Origin of the sequence: Vibrio sp. D417a (assembly GCF_030248595.1) — a bacterium.
GTDB classification, from domain to species: Bacteria; Pseudomonadota; Gammaproteobacteria; order Enterobacterales; family Vibrionaceae; genus Vibrio; species Vibrio alginolyticus.
The window spans coordinates 23,461-39,637 of the sequence record NZ_JAHGAM010000015.1; the positions used below are offsets into that span (position 1 = coordinate 23,461).

Below are 16,177 nucleotides of genomic sequence, written 5' to 3' on the forward strand. Positions count from 1 at the left end.
ACAAGTACTTTAAGTAAGCGTTGAGTTGAATTTTTACCTCAATGGAGAATATTGAAAACATGACTTACGCGCCTGTATCAGACGTATTGAAAGGTCAGCTAGCAGTAGACAGCGAAGTGACTGTTCGTGGCTGGATCCGTTCACGTCGTGATTCCAAAGCTGGAATCTCTTTCCTTGCCATATATGACGGCTCTTGTTTCGACCCGATTCAGGCCGTGGTCCCAAATAATCTTAATAATTACGAAGACGAAGTATTAAAGCTAACGACTGGCTGCTCTGTTGAAGTAACTGGTAAGATTGTTGAATCTCCTGCAAAGGGTCAAGACTTCGAACTTGCTGCCACTGACGTTAAAGTGGTTGGTTGGGTTGAAGATGCTGAAACTTACCCAATGGCAAAAACTCGTCACTCAATCGAGTACCTACGTGAAGTTGCGCACCTACGTCCGCGCACAAACGTAATAGGTGCAGTAGCACGTGTACGTAACTGCCTATCTCAAGCAATCCACCGCTTCTACCACGAGCAAGGTTACTTCTGGGTATCTGCGCCGTTGATCACGGCTTCAGATGCTGAAGGCGCTGGTGAAATGTTCCGCGTATCTACGCTAGACATGGAAAACCTTCCTCGCACTGACGCTGGTAAAGTGGACTACAACGAAGACTTCTTCGGTAAAGAGACGTTCCTAACCGTATCTGGTCAGCTAAACGCAGAAGCTTACGCTTGTGCGCTAAGCAAAGTTTACACTTTCGGCCCTACTTTCCGTGCTGAAAACTCAAACACAAGCCGCCACCTAGCAGAATTCTGGATGGTTGAGCCTGAAGTTGCGTTCGCAGAACTGGATGATGTAGCGAAACTGGCTGAAGACATGCTCAAGTACGTGTTTAAAGCAGTGCTTGCAGAGTGTCGCGATGACCTTGAGTTCTTCGCTCAACGCATCGACAAAGAAGCAATCACTCGTCTAGAGCAGTTCGTTTCTTCTGACTTCGCGCAAGTTGACTACACTGACGCAATCCAGATCCTTCTTGATTCAGGTCGTGAGTTCGAATTCCCAGTTGAATGGGGTATCGATATGTCTTCTGAGCACGAGCGTTTCCTTGCTGAAGAACACTTCAAAGCACCTGTAATCGTTAAGAACTACCCGAAAGACATTAAAGCATTCTACATGCGTGCTAACGATGACGGTAAAACAGTTGCAGCGATGGACGTTCTAGCACCGGGCATCGGCGAAATCATCGGTGGTTCTCAGCGTGAAGAGCGCCTAGACATTCTAGATGCACGTATGCGTGAAGTGGGTATCGATCCTGAACACATGAGCTGGTACCGCGACCTACGTAAATACGGTACAGTGCCACACGCAGGCTTCGGTCTAGGCTTCGAGCGCCTAGTATCTTACGTAACTGGTATGGGCAACGTTCGTGACGTGATCCCATTCCCACGTACTCCTCGCTCTGCGAACTTCTAATCACTTTTTAGTGATATCGAATTAAAAAGACCTCCCATGTGGAGGTCTTTTATTTTGTACGAATGATTTTCTAGCAACCGGTGTATGCACTCTAGTTGTTATCTTCGTCGTCATCCTCATCTGCTCGCGCTGCGTATTTTACTCCAACCACACACAAGCCAAACATCACAAATGGGATAACGGCAGCAGTGTATTCCGTCCAAACCATATGAGAAAAAGATTTCGCCAATATCAAATGTGCAAACACCAACAAAAATGCGCTAAAAATAGCAACACCCATCAACCTAAGTTCATGCTTTACCAACTGCTTTTTCATTACGGCTCCTAACCTAAATGGTTGTCTGCCCATGATTGAAACACAGCTTCGGTATCGTCCACTGATACAGTTTGAGCAAAAAACAGGTAAACAGTTGGCTAATGAAGTAATTCTCCGACCGTCTTCACGGCTTGTTCTAATTCATCATTTACAGGTAACGATGTATTAAGCCTCAGGTAGTTCTCATAATTTGGAGCGACAGAAAACAACTGACCAAATGCTACAGTGATGTTCGCTTCCAATAACTTCTGATAAATCGCTTTTCCGCACTTTGTTTTCGGCAGTTCTATCCAAAGAAAATAGCCGCCTTCCGGTTGCGTGTAACGAATCGATTGGGGAAAGTACTTATCAACCAGTTCAATAAACGCCAATTGCCGCTGCTCAAGATTCTTTCGCAGTTTTCTAAGATGGCTATCATAACTATCGTTTTGCAAGTAATGCGCGATACCCTGCTGGATTGGTGCACTGCCTGACAACGTCGAGATAAGTTGCAGCTTTTGAAGTTGCTCATTGAAGCGTTTGTTTACCACCCAGCCCAGCCTATAGCCAGGGCAAAGGCTTTTTGAAAATGATCCACAATGCAACACGCGCTCTTGTGTATCAAAAGCTTTAAGTGAGCTTGGCTTTTTTTCAGAAAAATAAAGCTCTGAATACACATCATCTTCGATCAAGTACACATCGTATTTGTCAGCCAGTTCGACGATACGTTGCTTCTGCCCGTCACTTAATAAGGTTCCTGTTGGATTGTGAAAGTTAGTCATTAACCAACATGCGCGAACATCATTGCCGGCAAAAGTCGCTTCAATTTGATCCACTGAATGTCCAGTTAACGGATCCACCGTTATTTCTATCGCCTTTAGACCTAAACGTTCAATCGCTTGAAGTGCGCCATAAAACGTCGGTGATTCAACTACAACAGTATCTCCAGGCTGGGTCACGGCCTGAAGGCTCAAATTCAACGCTTCTAATGCGCCAGAAGTAACGACAATATCATCATGGGTAAACACCATACCTTGTTGGATGTACCGTTGAGCAATCAAACGGCGTAGAGACTCACAGCCCGGCGGCAAGTTATCCAATAACGTCTCTGCCCCCATCTTCCTGCCTGAGCTGGCTAGGTTGCGGTTTAGCGCTTCTAATGGGAACAATGCAGGGTCTGGAAACGCGGAGCCAAACTTCACCGCATTCGGTGAGGCCTGATTTTTGAGGTAGTCGTAAAGTTCATCGTTGATGCTGGAGCGATAAACGGAAGTGGCTGGAGAACTCGGTTCGAAGCGGTCCAACTCCGCAGTAACAAAGTATCCAGACTGAGGTTTCGCTGCGACCCAACCTTGTGCTTCGAGCAGCTGATAAGCTTGTAATACCGTACCTGCGCTGACAGAATGGTTTCGGCTTGTTACACGCACTGATGGCAGCTTTTCCCCTGCTCTCCAAGTATTTTGCTGAATCTGCGTTTTGAACAGCTCAGCCAGTTGACGGTATCGGTTCATGTTTCCCTCATTTCACTTACAGCCGCACCATAGCATACTTCGCGCCAGCATTCTGATATGGGAGTATTCAATTTAGCAACGTAATTTATCAATCTTATAATAGATATTTCAGCCACGAAGTGAGCGTTTATATCCCATACTTTGACCGTTACACACATATTGCCTCACATCTTTGCAATACCTAAAAGCCAAGGTTTTACGTTGGACTGAGTGCGTTAAACTCACTTCGAACTACTGTCTTTAAATCAGGAGGAAGCGATGAAAGTTTTTACAATGGACGATCTCTCGTATCGCGGAAAACATAAAGGTGTACATAGTTGGGACCATCCTGGCAGTACCACCCCTTATTATTGGCATCCTGATTGGCTGCATATCGCTGAAGATGCTTTGGGTGAACACAAAAAGGCTGACCTTGAAGTCCCTGATGGAGAAACAGCGACAGAAGAGCATGCAAAAGCGGCGATTCTCAAACACTTGAATGACGAGTAGTTTAGGCTCTATCACCGTTCAAGAATAGCATTAGGTAGGCGAATCCATCGTTGTATGCTTTAAACACAAATAAAGCTAAAACCTGCCAAATAGTAAATTCTTCTGAATGAGAAGTACGCATCTTCTATAGCGTTCAAAGGGCAAAATAAGTCGATTGTTATCACATTAATTTTCATTACATCTGTTACATTTAAATAGTAATGGTGATGCACACCTCAACTCATGGATTATGAGAGAAAACAATAATGGCGAAATACAACGAAGAAGATATTAAATACAAAGGTGAATCCAACGGCGTACATTCTTGGAGCTCTCCTTCCGGCCAACCTTATTACTGGCACCCAGATTGGCTACACGTTGCGGAAGATGCGACGGGTACGCATCCGAAGCAAAAACTTGAAGTTGAAAAGACAGAAGTACCAACCGAAAAGCACGCATTAAAAGCGATCTTAAAGCATATGAACGACTGGGCGACTGAAAAACTTTCTTCTAACCCTGACATCGAAACCAATGCGGTTGAGTCGGAAATCAATCTGAAGAAATAACCCCAACCGATATCCATACTCTAACAGTAAACGCTCCACCTTTGGTGGGGCGTTTTTGTCTCAACAAATCCTCACTAGACAATTATAAACGTGTTAACGCAAAGCACTGAATTGAAACGATTGGGATGTGTGCAAAACTTCTCCAACCATGGCATAAATGCCCTTCAAACTCTGTGCCTACCAAACGTTTTCATGGCAAAAACTTTAGTTATGTTAGAATTCTGTTTCAAATCGCAACTTTTTTAGGTTTTCTTTTCAGTAACGGTTGTAACCAATATTGCTGAAAGGTATAAATGTTAGCACACCCCTTCGATTAACATGGATGAAGATTATGTTTGAAAAAGTAGTTGCCGCTCCGGCTGACCCTATTCTTGGCCTTACTGAAGAGTTTAAAAAAGATGCTCGCGCAGACAAAATTAACCTTGGCGTAGGTATTTACAAAAACGAGCAAGGCGAAACTCCCGTTCTTGCGACAGTAAAGAAAGCTGAAGCAGCACTTGTTGAAACTGAAAAAACCAAATCTTACCTAACCATCGAAGGCACAGCAGAGTACGGTATTGCAGTGCAAAAACTGCTTTTCGGCTCTGATGCAGAAATTGTAAACGAAAAACGCGCTAAAACAGCGCAAGCTCCGGGTGGTACTGGTGCACTACGTGTTGCCGGCGAGTTCATTAAACGTCAACTAGGCGATGTAAAGATCTGGATCAGCAATCCTACATGGGCGAACCACAACGGCGTATTTACTGCTGCTGGTATCGAAACGGCACAATACAGCTACTACAATGCTGAAACAAAAGACAAAGACTTCGACGCGATGCTAAATGATCTGCAATCTGCATCTGAAGGCGACATCGTGCTTCTACACGGCTGCTGTCACAACCCTACAGGGATCGATCCTACAGCTGAAGAATGGGAAACATTGGCGAAACTTGTCGCAGAGAAGAAGTTGCTTCCTCTGTTCGACTTCGCCTACCAAGGCTTTGCTAAAGGTGTGGAAGAAGATGCTGCAGGTCTTCGTACTTTTGCTAAATACAACAAAGAAATCCTAGTCGCGAGCTCTTTCTCGAAAAACTTTGGCCTATACAATGAACGCGTAGGTGCCTTCACGTTAGTAGCTGAGTCAGAAGAAGTCGCAACAACCGCTTTTTCTCAAGTTAAAGCCATTATTCGCTCTATCTACTCTAACCCACCTGCACACGGCAGCGCTGTCGTGACTCACATTCTTGGCAACGCCGAAATGCGTGCGGAATGGGAAGCTGAAGTAGCAGAAATGCGTGACCGCATTCAAGAAATGCGTGAACTATTTGTAGCGACACTAAAAGCAGAGGGTGTGGACGCAGACTTTAGTTTCATCGAACGTCAAAATGGTATGTTCTCTTTCTCTGGTCTTTCTAAAGAGCAAGTTAACCGCCTTAAAGAAGAGTTCGGTATTTACATTGTCGGTTCTGGCCGAATCAGTGTTGCTGGTATGACGAAGTCAAATATGGGCCCTCTGTGTAAAGGCATTGCAGCGGTTTTATAATCGACTGTCGCATACTTTATTAAAAGGAAAGGTCAGCATAAGCTGACCTTTTTTGTTTTAACTTAACGCCAAAAACGAACCCGTCCGATCTAGTAGACAAACTTCAAACTCAGCCCTACTTCATTGACGTAATCTGAGCTTTCACCGCTGTAATCAGTATCTCTAAACTGATAAAAAAGACCAGTGCCGATGACTTTATGCCATTGGTAGTTAAAACCGATCTTAAAATTGTTCTCATCAACGATATCACTACGGTTAAACTCCACTTCAGCTGTCGCAATAAGCTTTTCACTGAGCAAGTAATTCACCCCAACAGTTACAGCTTGAATCAATTCGCTATCGGAAGACAACGTATTATCCGTTTTGTCGTCCGTCGCTTTCGCTTTGATTGCGCCTATTCCATATATCCCGTAGATATCGAATTGCTCTGTAACTCCATAACGGTAACCACCACCAAACAAAAGGCGGTCAATGCGAAGAGTAAAATCATCCGGATGGAAAAACTGCGCTGAGTAATCAACATTAAACAACCAGTTCTCAGTAAACAAATAGTTACCACCGAGTCCAACTGTGGTCGCATTAGAGTTATCTAACCATTCTTCGTTTGTCGTTCCGGCACCAACATCCAAATGAATGTGTTCGTACCCAAATTTTTCTGCTTGGTCCATGACCGCTGCGCTTGATATCGCCGGCAAAGCAGCTAAAGAAACAAGCAATAAATTTCTCACCATTCGACTTCCTTTCATGAGAATTATCTAAACACTGTATTCCATCGCCTGAGCTACTTGGCTCAAAAAGAATAGCGTAATCTAAAGACGTGATAACGATCTGAAACAGCCAAAGAGCTAATCATTCATCACGAAGAAAACATATCGACGACGTCTTTTTCAATTGAGGTGATCATATAGTAGTAAAAATGAAGCTCCCTTATCGTGCGATATGTCAGAATCTTATGACTGAGCACGAAAATCGCGGTTCAGATAAGACTCTGTTTTAAAACTAAGTTAAGATTACTTTATTATTTGCGAACTAAAAGGCGCCTTCGATGGATGCAGAACTTCTCGAGATTTACAACTTTCTCGCCAAGTATCCCCCGTTCAATGAACTCCCTGAAGAAACACTAAACAAGGTGACAGAGAGTGTCGAAATCTCGTACTACCGAGAAGATACCCCCATCATCCATTTTGGAGACTATATCCAAGATTTATACGTGGTGCGAAGCGGTGTTGTTGAAGTTTATCGACGCAAAGGTGAGCTGTATAACCGCCTTGACGAAGGTGACCTATTTGGCCAGATGGGCATGCTCACCAATAACAAAGTCCGCTTTCCGGTAAAAGCCATTGAGGATACCCTGCTCTACTGTATTCCTGGTGACATTTTCCAAGAAATTTACGATAACTTTGATTCCTTTGCGGATTTTGTTGAAGTTGAAAATAGCGCTCGTTTACGCCAAGCCATTTCAGAAAACAAAGACGCCAATGACCTGACGACGTCGAAAGTGAAAACCTTGCTAACTGGCGATGCTCATACGATTGATCGTGGTCAGACAATCCAGCAAGCCGCGCAGCAAATGGCGAATGACAACGTATCGGCTTTACTTATCGTCGACCCAGATTTCCTTCGTGACGAAGACGATCCACAGTCCCCAGTACTTGGTATCATTACTGACCGTGACTTGTGTACCCGTGTGTTAGCTGAAGGTTTGTCCCCACAGGACGATGTGTCTAGTGTGATGACCACGGAGGTCATGTCTCTTGACCACAACGCTTACATCTATGAAGCAATGTTAACGATGCTGCGTTACAACGTACATCACCTACCAGTGGTAAAAAACCAATTACCAATCGGTATTATCGAAACTACCGACATTGTTCGTTATGAATCTCAGAATTCGTTGTTGTTGGTGAGTAGTATTTTCCAACAACAGACTATCGAAGATTTAGCCGTTGTTGCCGAAGAAGTGAAAAGCAGCTTCGTGCGTTTGGTCAATGAAGATGCCAACTCTCACATGGTGGGTAGCGCGATGTCGGTCATTGGCCGAAGCTTCAAACAACGTCTGCTAGAAATGGCAGAAGAAGAGCTTGGCCCACCGCCAATTCCTTATTGTTTCCTTGCACTTGGCTCAATGGGGCGAGATGAGCAACTGTTGGTGACTGACCAAGATAACGCCATCATTCTAGATGAGACTTATCAAGAAGAGAAACATGGTAAATACTTCGAAGCCCTAGCAAAATACGTCAGCGATGGGTTAGATGCCTGTGGCTACAAATATTGCACAGGTGATATTATGGCAACCAACCCACTCTGGCGCATGACTCGTTCAGAGTGGGAAGAGTGTTTTGCTGACTGGATTGATAACCCGAACCCGAAAGCACTACTCAACGCCTCCATCTTTTTCGACTTGGATGGCGTCTATGGCCGCTTAAAATGGGCAGAACAGTTAACTAGCTTTATTGTTCGTCGCGCTCGAAAGAACAACCGCTTCTTAGCGTGTTTGGCTCGTAACGCACTAAACAGAACACCACCTCTAGGCTTCTTTAAAGACTTCGTGATGGAAAAAGATGGCAGACACAACAACTCCATCAACCTCAAACGTCGCGGTACTGCTCCTCTGGTCGACTTAATTCGCGTTCACTCTCTGGCGGTTGGTTCACGTGCACAGAACTCGTTTGAGCGTCTTGACGACATTATTGATGCTGGCATTTTGCCAAAAGGTCGAGCACAAGACTTAAAAGACGCGTTAGAATTTATTTCCATGGTACGTATTCGTCACCAAGCGACGGATGTGGAACTAGGCATTGAGCCTGATAACAATATCGAACCGGAAAACCTCTCTGAGTTTGAACGTCGCAACCTAAAGGATGCATTCCAGATCCTAAGCAATGGTCAAAATTTCCTTAAGTTCCGCTACCAAGCGAACAAGAGCTTTAAGTGAGGTTTAGCATGATTAAAAAGCTCTTTCAGAAGCCAACCATTCAGTGGCCAACGAAGTTTGAACAAAAGCTGGAGATGGCGAAGGATGAGAATTTAATTGCGTTTTATAGCAACAAGCCGCCTGCTCCAGAAACACCGTTATCTGAGGTGGAGTTCGTGGCGTTAGATTTCGAAACGACGGGTTTGAATCCTGAAAAACATGACATAATTACTATTGGTTTGGTGCCGTTTAACCTGAAGCGAATTTTCCTACGTAACTCGCGTCATTGGAAGGTACGTCCACAGCGTGCACTCGATGAAGATTCAGTCATTATACACGGTATTACTCACAGCGAATTGATCGATGCACCTGACTTAGGCGATATCTTAAGCGAGCTGCTACCATGCTTAAGCGGGAAAATCATTGTTGTTCATTACCGTCGTATCGAGAGAGAGTTTCTGGATAAAGCGCTCAAAAGCCGTTTAGGGGAAGGTATTGAGTTTCCTGTTTTAGATACGCTGCACCTTGAAGAAACGATTCAACAGAAACGTTCAGGCTCTCTCTGGGAGCGTTTAAAAGGGAAAAAACCAGAATCGGTTCGGCTAGCGCAATCTCGACGCCGTTATGGGCTGCCAGACTATACGCCTCACCATGCATTAACCGATGCAATTGCTACCGCAGAGCTACTGCAAGCGCAAATCGCCCATCATTACAGTGAAGAGCAACCCATCAGTGAGTTCTGGCTGTAGTATACTTCACGCTTAATAGCGATCAAAAAAGGAGCCAGATGGCTCCTTTTTACTTAGGTTGAGACAAGATTACAGCTTAAAGCGTTGAATCTCTTGTTCAAGTTCGTGTGATAGCTCAGACAGGTGGGCAGCTTGTTCTGCTGCTTGATGAGCTTCGACTGACAACTCGTTAGACACGTCACGAATACCTTCAGTGTTACGAGTGATCTCAGTGGTTACCGATGCTTGCTCTTCTGCTGCTGAAGCAATCTGCGTTGCCATATCACTGATACGCTCAACAGCAGTGTGGATTTGCGTCAAGCTCGCTGCAGCCGCATTGGCATCATCAACACTGGTATCAGCTAGACGACGACTGTCACCCATAATACCGACCGCTTTGGCTGTTGTGCCTTGTAGCATCTCGATAGTTTCTTGAATCTCTTGCGTTGAAGCATGAGTACGTTGGCTCAATACGCGGACTTCATCTGCAACCACAGCAAAACCACGGCCTTGCTCACCTGCACGTGCCGCTTCGATCGCCGCGTTAAGTGCAAGTAGGTTCGTTTGCTCTGCAATGCCTTGAATCGTTGATAGAATCGTATTGATGCTATTTCCGTGTGCTTCTAGCTCTTGAATCACATCAGTAGCAACTTGAACTTCTTGCGCTAAGTTCTGAATAGAGCCTTGCGTTTGAGTTACTTGGCTTGAACCGTGTGAACAAGCTTGAACCGCTTCTTCTGAGTTACTTGCCGTGCTATCAGCATTACCTGCAATTTCTTGTGTCGCTGCTGCCATTTCGTTCACGGCCGTCGCCACCATGTTGATTTCATCTTGCTGGTAAGAGATACGCTGACTACGCTCCTCAGCTTGCTGTGCTGTCGTACGTGCTTGCTCTGAAAGCGCAGAAGATACGTGGCTAAGCTTAGTAACCATTGTGTGCATGTTGCCAACAAAACGGTTGAAGTTTTCCGCCAGTTTACCTACTTCATCATCACTGCGTGGTTCTAGGCGTTGCGTTAAGTCACCTTCGCCAGATGCAATTTCTTCCAGTGCATTTGATACGCGGTTCAAGTCACGGAACAAGAAGCCAACTAGCCAAGAAACTGCAAGAATAACCACAATCGTGATCGCCACAGCAGTGAACAATAGATCACGTAGCAATACCGCATGACCTGCTTCTTCTGTTGCGCGATCCATTTCAATCGCAAACATCCAATGCGTACCAGGAACTTTATTGAAGTAGTAAAGCTTCTCTTTTCCTTTGATTACCGTATCTTCGATACGACCTTCATCGGCGGCACGCTCAATTGCCTCTTCTGAAAAATCTTTTAGAACACTGGTGATAGGCTTAAGCGTCAAGCTTTTATCTGGATGCGCTAAGAAGGTGCCTTCATTCATGTCGATTAGCATCGCATGCGCGTTTTCACCTGCATCTAAGTTAATTACATCGCTGATAAGCTGATCGATCAGTACGTCCGCACCAACAACACCAACAAACTGACCATTTTTCATTACTGGCTCAGCAATGGTCACAAGTAGTGCATTCGTGATTGCGTCTTGATATGCGGCGGTGATGATTTGCTTACCCGCTGCATCAGCATCCTTGTACCAAGGACGTGTGCGAGGGTCATAATCAGCACGGTTACGCTCCGGATGAGAGCGGTACATATCACCGTTTGGTGTACCAAGGAAGATGTCATCGAAGCCACCAGCCTTGCGAGCTTGTTGTAGGAAAGGAACAACGTCTTGCTCGGTCGAGTAGTCGTTGAACGCAGTGGCAATATCTTTACGGATATTGACCCAATCAGAAATTCCCTCTGACGCAGTAGTACTAAGACTTTGCGCACGTGAATAGACACCTGAACGAGTCTGATCAAATAATTGACCAGCCGACAACCAAGTAAGTGCTGTTGCCATCACAACAACAGCAGAAAGGCTTGCGCCTATAAGCTTTTGTTTTAATGATAATTTCATATTTATAGTTTTTTGAGTTGGGAGAACAGTTAAGGTGCATGAATATTACACACTTTTTTACGACTATTCACTAATTTTTAAAAAACAAAATAGCACATTAACTCTTTGTAAAATATGAACTTTCATGTGTCATTTTTTTGTCTCGAGCGTCATAAAAACCGCACAAAAAAAGCCAGCAAATTGCTGGCCTTTTGATTAATTGTTAGTCAAACGGTTTTATAAAATGCCGAATTACTGACGCTCTGTTCTCATACCCATCAATAAGCTCACACACATTGCAAGCAGAATGAAGGTAAATGGCAGTGCTGTAGAAATGGCACCAGCCTGAAGAGCTTGAACCGCCTCGGAGCCACCAATCCATAGCAGAGCAACCGCAATTGCACCTTCCATGAATGCCCAGAAGACACGTTGAAGTACAGGTGCATCAACTTTACCACCTGCCGTGATACTGTCGATAACAAGTGAACCAGAGTCAGAAGACGTAATGAAGAACACAAGTACCAACACAACAGCGATGATAGAAAGCATGCTACCAAATGGAAGAACATCAAACATTTGGAACATAGCAAGTGAAACGTCAGTCAAACCATTCGTGCCCAACTCACCTACTTTATCAACAACTTGCTCGATCGCCAGGCCACCAAATACTGACATCCAAATAACAGTAACAGCGGTTGGAACAAGTAGAACGGCTGTAATGAATTCACGAACGGTACGACCGCGAGAAACACGCGCAATGAACATACCTACGAATGGTGACCATGAAATCCACCAAGCCCAGTAGAATACAGTCCAGCCTTGGAACCATGCCTCATCTGTACGACCAAACGGGTTACTTAGTGGAATAATATTCTCTACGTATGCCATAAGTGTGGTTGGAATCGAACCTAAACTCGCCGCCCAACCGATAAGACCAACAAGAATCAGTAGCAAGAACGCCACAACCATGTTGATGTTACTAATGACTTTAACGCCACCATCAATACCACGTACCACTGAAACAACAGCAAGCAAAGTTACAACGGTAATGACGACGATTTGTAGGCCAAGGCCTGGCTCAACACCAAATACGTGATGAATACCACTTGCTGCTTGCTGCGCACCTAGACCTAGGGATGTAGCAAGACCAAATAAAGTCGCAAGCACAGCCAGAATGTCCACAATGTGGCCAGCCCAACCCCATGCACGATCACCCAGAAGTGGGTAGAAGATCGAACGCATAGATAGCGGTAAACCTTTGTTGTAGGCAAAGAATGCTAAAGAAAGTGCTACAACACCGTAAATTGCCCATGGGTGAAGGCCCCAGTGGAACATCGTTGCACCCAGTGCCAATCTCGCGGCTTCTGGTGTATTTGCCTCAACACCAAGTGGCGTTTCATACCAACCGGTGAAGTAAGCGACAGGTTCTGCAACACTCCAGAACATTAAACCGATACCCATACCAGCTGCAAATAGCATTGCAAGCCATGACATAAACGAGTAATCGGCAACAGCGTCTTTACCACCTAGTCGAATCTTACCCATTGGTGAGACGATAAGCGCCAAACAGAAAATAACGAAAATGTTACCTGCAATAATGAACAACCAATCGAATGAACCAATAATTTTCCACTTCAGCCCATCAAGTGCCGTCTTTGCGGTATGTGCATCTAGAACTAATGCAGCGACAAGAAACAGCGCAATTAAACCTGCACTAATACCAAAAACTGGGTTATGAACATCAAAACCCCATTTTTGAACGTTGTCCTGACCTACCGTATAGTCGGTACTATCGATACTGTACTTATCTATACCCTTTGTCATCGTTCCTCTCTATTTTTGTAGTGTTTTTACGTACCAAACAAAAAAATCTTTCGAACACGATACGTTTTGCATTCCGTGAAGGCGCAAGATCCTATCATTTGACACGTTTTTGTCTATCTTTTTGCTATTAAAAAATCCAATAACTTACTTTTCACTGTGTGATTACGGCCTTTGATAGAACAAATCACTACTACAATAGTTAGACCACAAACATTTATTGCTATAATAATTTTAGCTCTTCTTATTTTGTCGAAAAGGCGCGACAAAATGGTATTGAGGACACGGCGTAAAATTGTAGAGGTAATTTTTGATTTCCCCCCTTTAAATAAGGGCGCATTTAAGTTAGTGTCGCCTCGATAAATGTTCCCTACAGACTGGATGAATAAATTGGAAAAGTACGAAGAAGTATTGGTCTCGATTCGTCAGATCATCCGCGCTATTGATTTACATTCTAAAAAGCTGAGCAAAGAGTCTGGATTGACTGCTCCACAGTTGATTTTGATGCGCGCTATCAATGACTTAGATAACGTGACGATTAAACAGTTGTCTAGCCACACTAACATGAGCCAAGCGACCGCAACGACCATTCTAGATAGACTAGAACGAGGCCAGTTTGTTGAGCGTCAGCGCAGTGTTCAAGACAAGCGTAAAGTGCATGCTGTGCTTACGAGCAAGGGCCAAGAAGCCTTAAAACAAGCACCAACGCCGCTGCAAGAGCACTTCATTAATCGATTCCAAAAATTGGAAGAATGGGAGCAATCCCTTCTACTATCTTCCGTTCAACGCATCTCGACGATGATGAATGCAGAGGACATCGATGTTGCTCCAATGCTAGAGCTTGGTAGCATTACCAAAGCCGATTAGTTTAGCTCCCACGTGCTCGCTTTTTGCGGGCACTACTCTCCTACTCAGTCAACCCAGTTTCAAACGCATATTTTGCTAACTCTGCCGTCGAATGTAAGTCCAACTTGTGCTTAATGTTATGGCGATGCGTCTCTACCGTTCGATAACTAATATTGAGTAAAGTGGCGATTTTCTTGCTGCTGTTTCCTTGAGCAACTAATTTAAGTACCGCTTCTTCCCTGCGGCTGAGAGGATTCGTTTTTTGCGTGGCAGGCACCACTTCTTGGGTAAAGAGTGTTTGTGTGACGGATTCACAGAAATACGTCGAGCCTTGGTTCACCGTTTTTATTGCTTGCACCATTTTCTCGGCCGATATTTCCTTGAGCATATATCCTACGGCACCAGCTTGCATGACCTTCATGATGTACTCGCGATTATCGTGCATGGTCAACATCAGTATTTTGCTCTCTGGGCGCGCTTCTTTAATTACACCAGTCGCTTCAATACCGTTCATTATTGGCATGCTGATATCCATCAATATGACGTCCGGTTGCAAGTGCTTTGCGACCTCTATCGCTTCCAAGCCATTACTTGCTGTACCCACCACTTCGATGTCAGGCTCTAACTCCAAACGAGCCATGAAGCCATCCAATACTACTTGATGATCATCGACAATCACTACACTAATCGGTTTATCCATAAACTATTTCATCCAAATTAAGCAGCACAGTAATCTCTGTTCCCAAGCCAAGCTCACTCATTAGCTCAAATTCACCACCGATGAACTCTACACGCTCTTGCATGTTCCTTAACCCAATCCCTTGTTGGTGCACTGCATGGTTAACCACAAATCCAACCCCATCGTCACGTATGAGTAATTGCAGCATATTGCCCATTTTTTGCAAAGTAACCGTTACTTTTTTCGCTCGCGCATGTTTTTCAATGTTATTCAAAGACTCCTGAGCGACGCGATATAGCGTCGTTGCGACTTCCGAAGTCAGTTTATGCTGCTGAGTATCGAAATTGCTCTCGATATCAATCCCGGAATGGGAGTGAAAGTCCTGTAGCAAGGTCGTCAGTGCTGCTTCTAAACCGATATCATCGAGGGCGCTTGGACGGAGCTGATGAGAAATATGCCGCACCTCATTTATCGCGGTGACGAGCGATCGTTGTGATTTATCTAAGTGGGATTTGAGTTTTTCGTCTTCCAGTCTATGACTCATTAAGTCTAAATGACATTTACTGGAGACTAACAACTGATTGATTCCATCATGCAGTTCTCGCGCTAAATGCTTTTTCTCATCTTCTTGGAACATCACGGTTTTATGTGCCAATTCTTTCAGGTTCTTATCAGCGAGGCGATGCTCGTGCAGATTGATCGCCAAAGTGAGAACAATGATTACAGCAACGGTCACCGCTAAGATCACGACGACTGAGAAAAATGTCGTTTCGATATTTTTGTTCACTGCCGCGCGCATATTGGCGACTTCTCGGCTGACATCCTCAATATACAGCCCAGTCCCTATCATCCATTCCCACTTATCGAGCCATGCAGCGTAACTAAGCTTAGGGACGACTTCACCCGTAGATGGCTTTTGCCACAGGTACTGATGAAATCCACCACCTGATTGCGCTTGATACAATAAAGCTTCGATTAAGCGATCGCCATTTTCGTCTTCAAGATAGAGTAAGTTTTCCCCGACAAGCTCCGGAAGAACTGGGTGTACAAGGTTGGTACCATATTTATCATAAGCAAAAAAATAGCCGTCCGACCCATAACTCAAACGATTTAAAATCGCTTTCACACGCGTTTTGGCAACACTCTCTTCTAAAGTCGGATCGTTGTAGATGTAAGAAATGGAGTCAAAAGCGACGTCGACCGTATCTTTCAGCGCCGCTTCTTTTGATTGGATCAGGTTTTGATGAAAGATCTCTACCTCCCTTTTGCCAAGGGTCTTGGTTTGATAGATAGAGATCCAGCTGATACTCGCTGACACCAATACCACGGGTATCAGTGTCAGCAGAATTAACTTTGCTTTGAGAGGCATCCCTTCCCTCCATGAAACGCTGCCTTTACAGCTTACTATCTTAGC

Annotated in this window: 14 protein-coding genes; 7 read left to right on the plus strand and 7 right to left on the minus strand. The window is 44.6% G+C overall.

Annotated elements, in window-relative coordinates; translation table 11 throughout:
- The first annotated feature begins 59 nt into the window (after window positions 1–59).
- Window positions 60–1,460, plus strand: a complete 1,401-nt coding sequence (gene asnS / locus KI742_RS13905; protein ID WP_017636101.1) for an asparagine--tRNA ligase — start codon at window positions 60–62, stop codon at window positions 1,458–1,460.
- Window positions 1,461–1,551: 91 nt separating this feature from the next.
- Here asnS and KI742_RS13910 read toward each other — a convergent pair whose 3' ends face one another.
- A complete protein-coding gene (locus KI742_RS13910) occupies window positions 1,552–1,776 on the minus strand; it encodes a hypothetical protein (RefSeq protein WP_033905633.1) in 225 nt (74 codons plus the stop codon).
- Window positions 1,777–1,874: 98 nt separating this feature from the next.
- The gene (locus KI742_RS13915) at window positions 1,875–3,266 is read right to left on the minus strand and encodes a PLP-dependent aminotransferase family protein (RefSeq protein ID WP_171344301.1); all 1,392 of its coding nucleotides are present in this window, start codon (window positions 3,264–3,266) and stop codon (window positions 1,875–1,877) included.
- Between the two features lie 258 nt (window positions 3,267–3,524).
- Here KI742_RS13915 and KI742_RS13920 point away from each other — a divergent pair, with 258 nt between their 5' ends.
- The 3 genes from KI742_RS13920 to KI742_RS13930 all read left to right on the plus strand — a co-directional run bounded on the left by KI742_RS13920 (window position 3,525) and on the right by KI742_RS13930 (window position 5,822).
- Window positions 3,525–3,755 (plus strand): hypothetical protein, encoded by a 231-nt coding sequence (locus KI742_RS13920; RefSeq protein ID WP_017636104.1) that lies wholly within the window; start codon window positions 3,525–3,527, stop codon window positions 3,753–3,755.
- 245 nt (window positions 3,756–4,000) lie between these two features.
- On the plus strand, window positions 4,001–4,300 hold the full coding sequence (locus KI742_RS13925) for a hypothetical protein (RefSeq protein ID WP_005376885.1): 300 nt from the start codon (window positions 4,001–4,003) through the stop codon (window positions 4,298–4,300).
- Between the two features lie 331 nt (window positions 4,301–4,631).
- The gene (locus tag KI742_RS13930; RefSeq protein WP_017636105.1) at window positions 4,632–5,822 is read left to right on the plus strand and encodes an amino acid aminotransferase; all 1,191 of its coding nucleotides are present in this window, start codon (window positions 4,632–4,634) and stop codon (window positions 5,820–5,822) included.
- An 89-nt stretch (window positions 5,823–5,911) separates the two neighbouring features.
- On the opposite strand, the gene KI742_RS13935 is transcribed toward KI742_RS13930, so the two are convergent.
- A complete protein-coding gene (locus tag KI742_RS13935) occupies window positions 5,912–6,553 on the minus strand; it encodes an outer membrane beta-barrel protein (RefSeq protein ID WP_054574733.1) in 642 nt (213 codons plus the stop codon).
- Window positions 6,554–6,867: 314 nt separating this feature from the next.
- On the opposite strand from KI742_RS13935, the gene KI742_RS13940 reads away from it, so the two are divergent.
- Together KI742_RS13940 and KI742_RS13945 are read left to right on the plus strand one after the other, a co-directional pair.
- Window positions 6,868–8,757, plus strand: coding sequence for a DUF294 nucleotidyltransferase-like domain-containing protein (locus tag KI742_RS13940; RefSeq protein WP_053306567.1), 1,890 nt, complete (start codon window positions 6,868–6,870; stop codon window positions 8,755–8,757).
- An 8-nt stretch (window positions 8,758–8,765) separates the two neighbouring features.
- Window positions 8,766–9,485, plus strand: a complete 720-nt coding sequence (locus KI742_RS13945; RefSeq protein WP_005376881.1) for a 3'-5' exonuclease — start codon at window positions 8,766–8,768, stop codon at window positions 9,483–9,485.
- A gap of 69 nt (window positions 9,486–9,554) precedes the next feature.
- On the opposite strand, the gene KI742_RS13950 is transcribed toward KI742_RS13945, so the two are convergent.
- Together KI742_RS13950 and KI742_RS13955 are read right to left on the minus strand one after the other, a co-directional pair.
- Window positions 9,555–11,438, minus strand: a complete 1,884-nt coding sequence (locus tag KI742_RS13950) for a methyl-accepting chemotaxis protein (RefSeq protein ID WP_005376880.1) — start codon at window positions 11,436–11,438, stop codon at window positions 9,555–9,557.
- 231 nt (window positions 11,439–11,669) lie between these two features.
- Window positions 11,670–13,241 (minus strand): BCCT family transporter, encoded by a 1,572-nt coding sequence (locus KI742_RS13955; RefSeq protein WP_176319976.1) that lies wholly within the window; start codon window positions 13,239–13,241, stop codon window positions 11,670–11,672.
- Between the two features lie 387 nt (window positions 13,242–13,628).
- On the opposite strand from KI742_RS13955, the gene KI742_RS13960 reads away from it, so the two are divergent.
- The gene (locus KI742_RS13960) at window positions 13,629–14,105 is read left to right on the plus strand and encodes a MarR family winged helix-turn-helix transcriptional regulator (RefSeq protein ID WP_005376877.1); all 477 of its coding nucleotides are present in this window, start codon (window positions 13,629–13,631) and stop codon (window positions 14,103–14,105) included.
- Between the two features lie 40 nt (window positions 14,106–14,145).
- On the opposite strand, the gene KI742_RS13965 is transcribed toward KI742_RS13960, so the two are convergent.
- Together KI742_RS13965 and KI742_RS13970 are read right to left on the minus strand one after the other, a co-directional pair.
- Entirely contained in the window at window positions 14,146–14,784 is a 639-nt protein-coding gene (locus KI742_RS13965; protein WP_005376875.1) for a response regulator transcription factor, read from the minus strand.
- On the minus strand, window positions 14,777–16,132 hold the full coding sequence (locus KI742_RS13970) for a cache domain-containing protein (RefSeq protein WP_005376873.1): 1,356 nt from the start codon (window positions 16,130–16,132) through the stop codon (window positions 14,777–14,779). The genes KI742_RS13965 and KI742_RS13970 overlap by 8 nt, the downstream gene beginning before the upstream one ends.
- Window positions 16,133–16,177 lie beyond the last annotated feature (45 nt).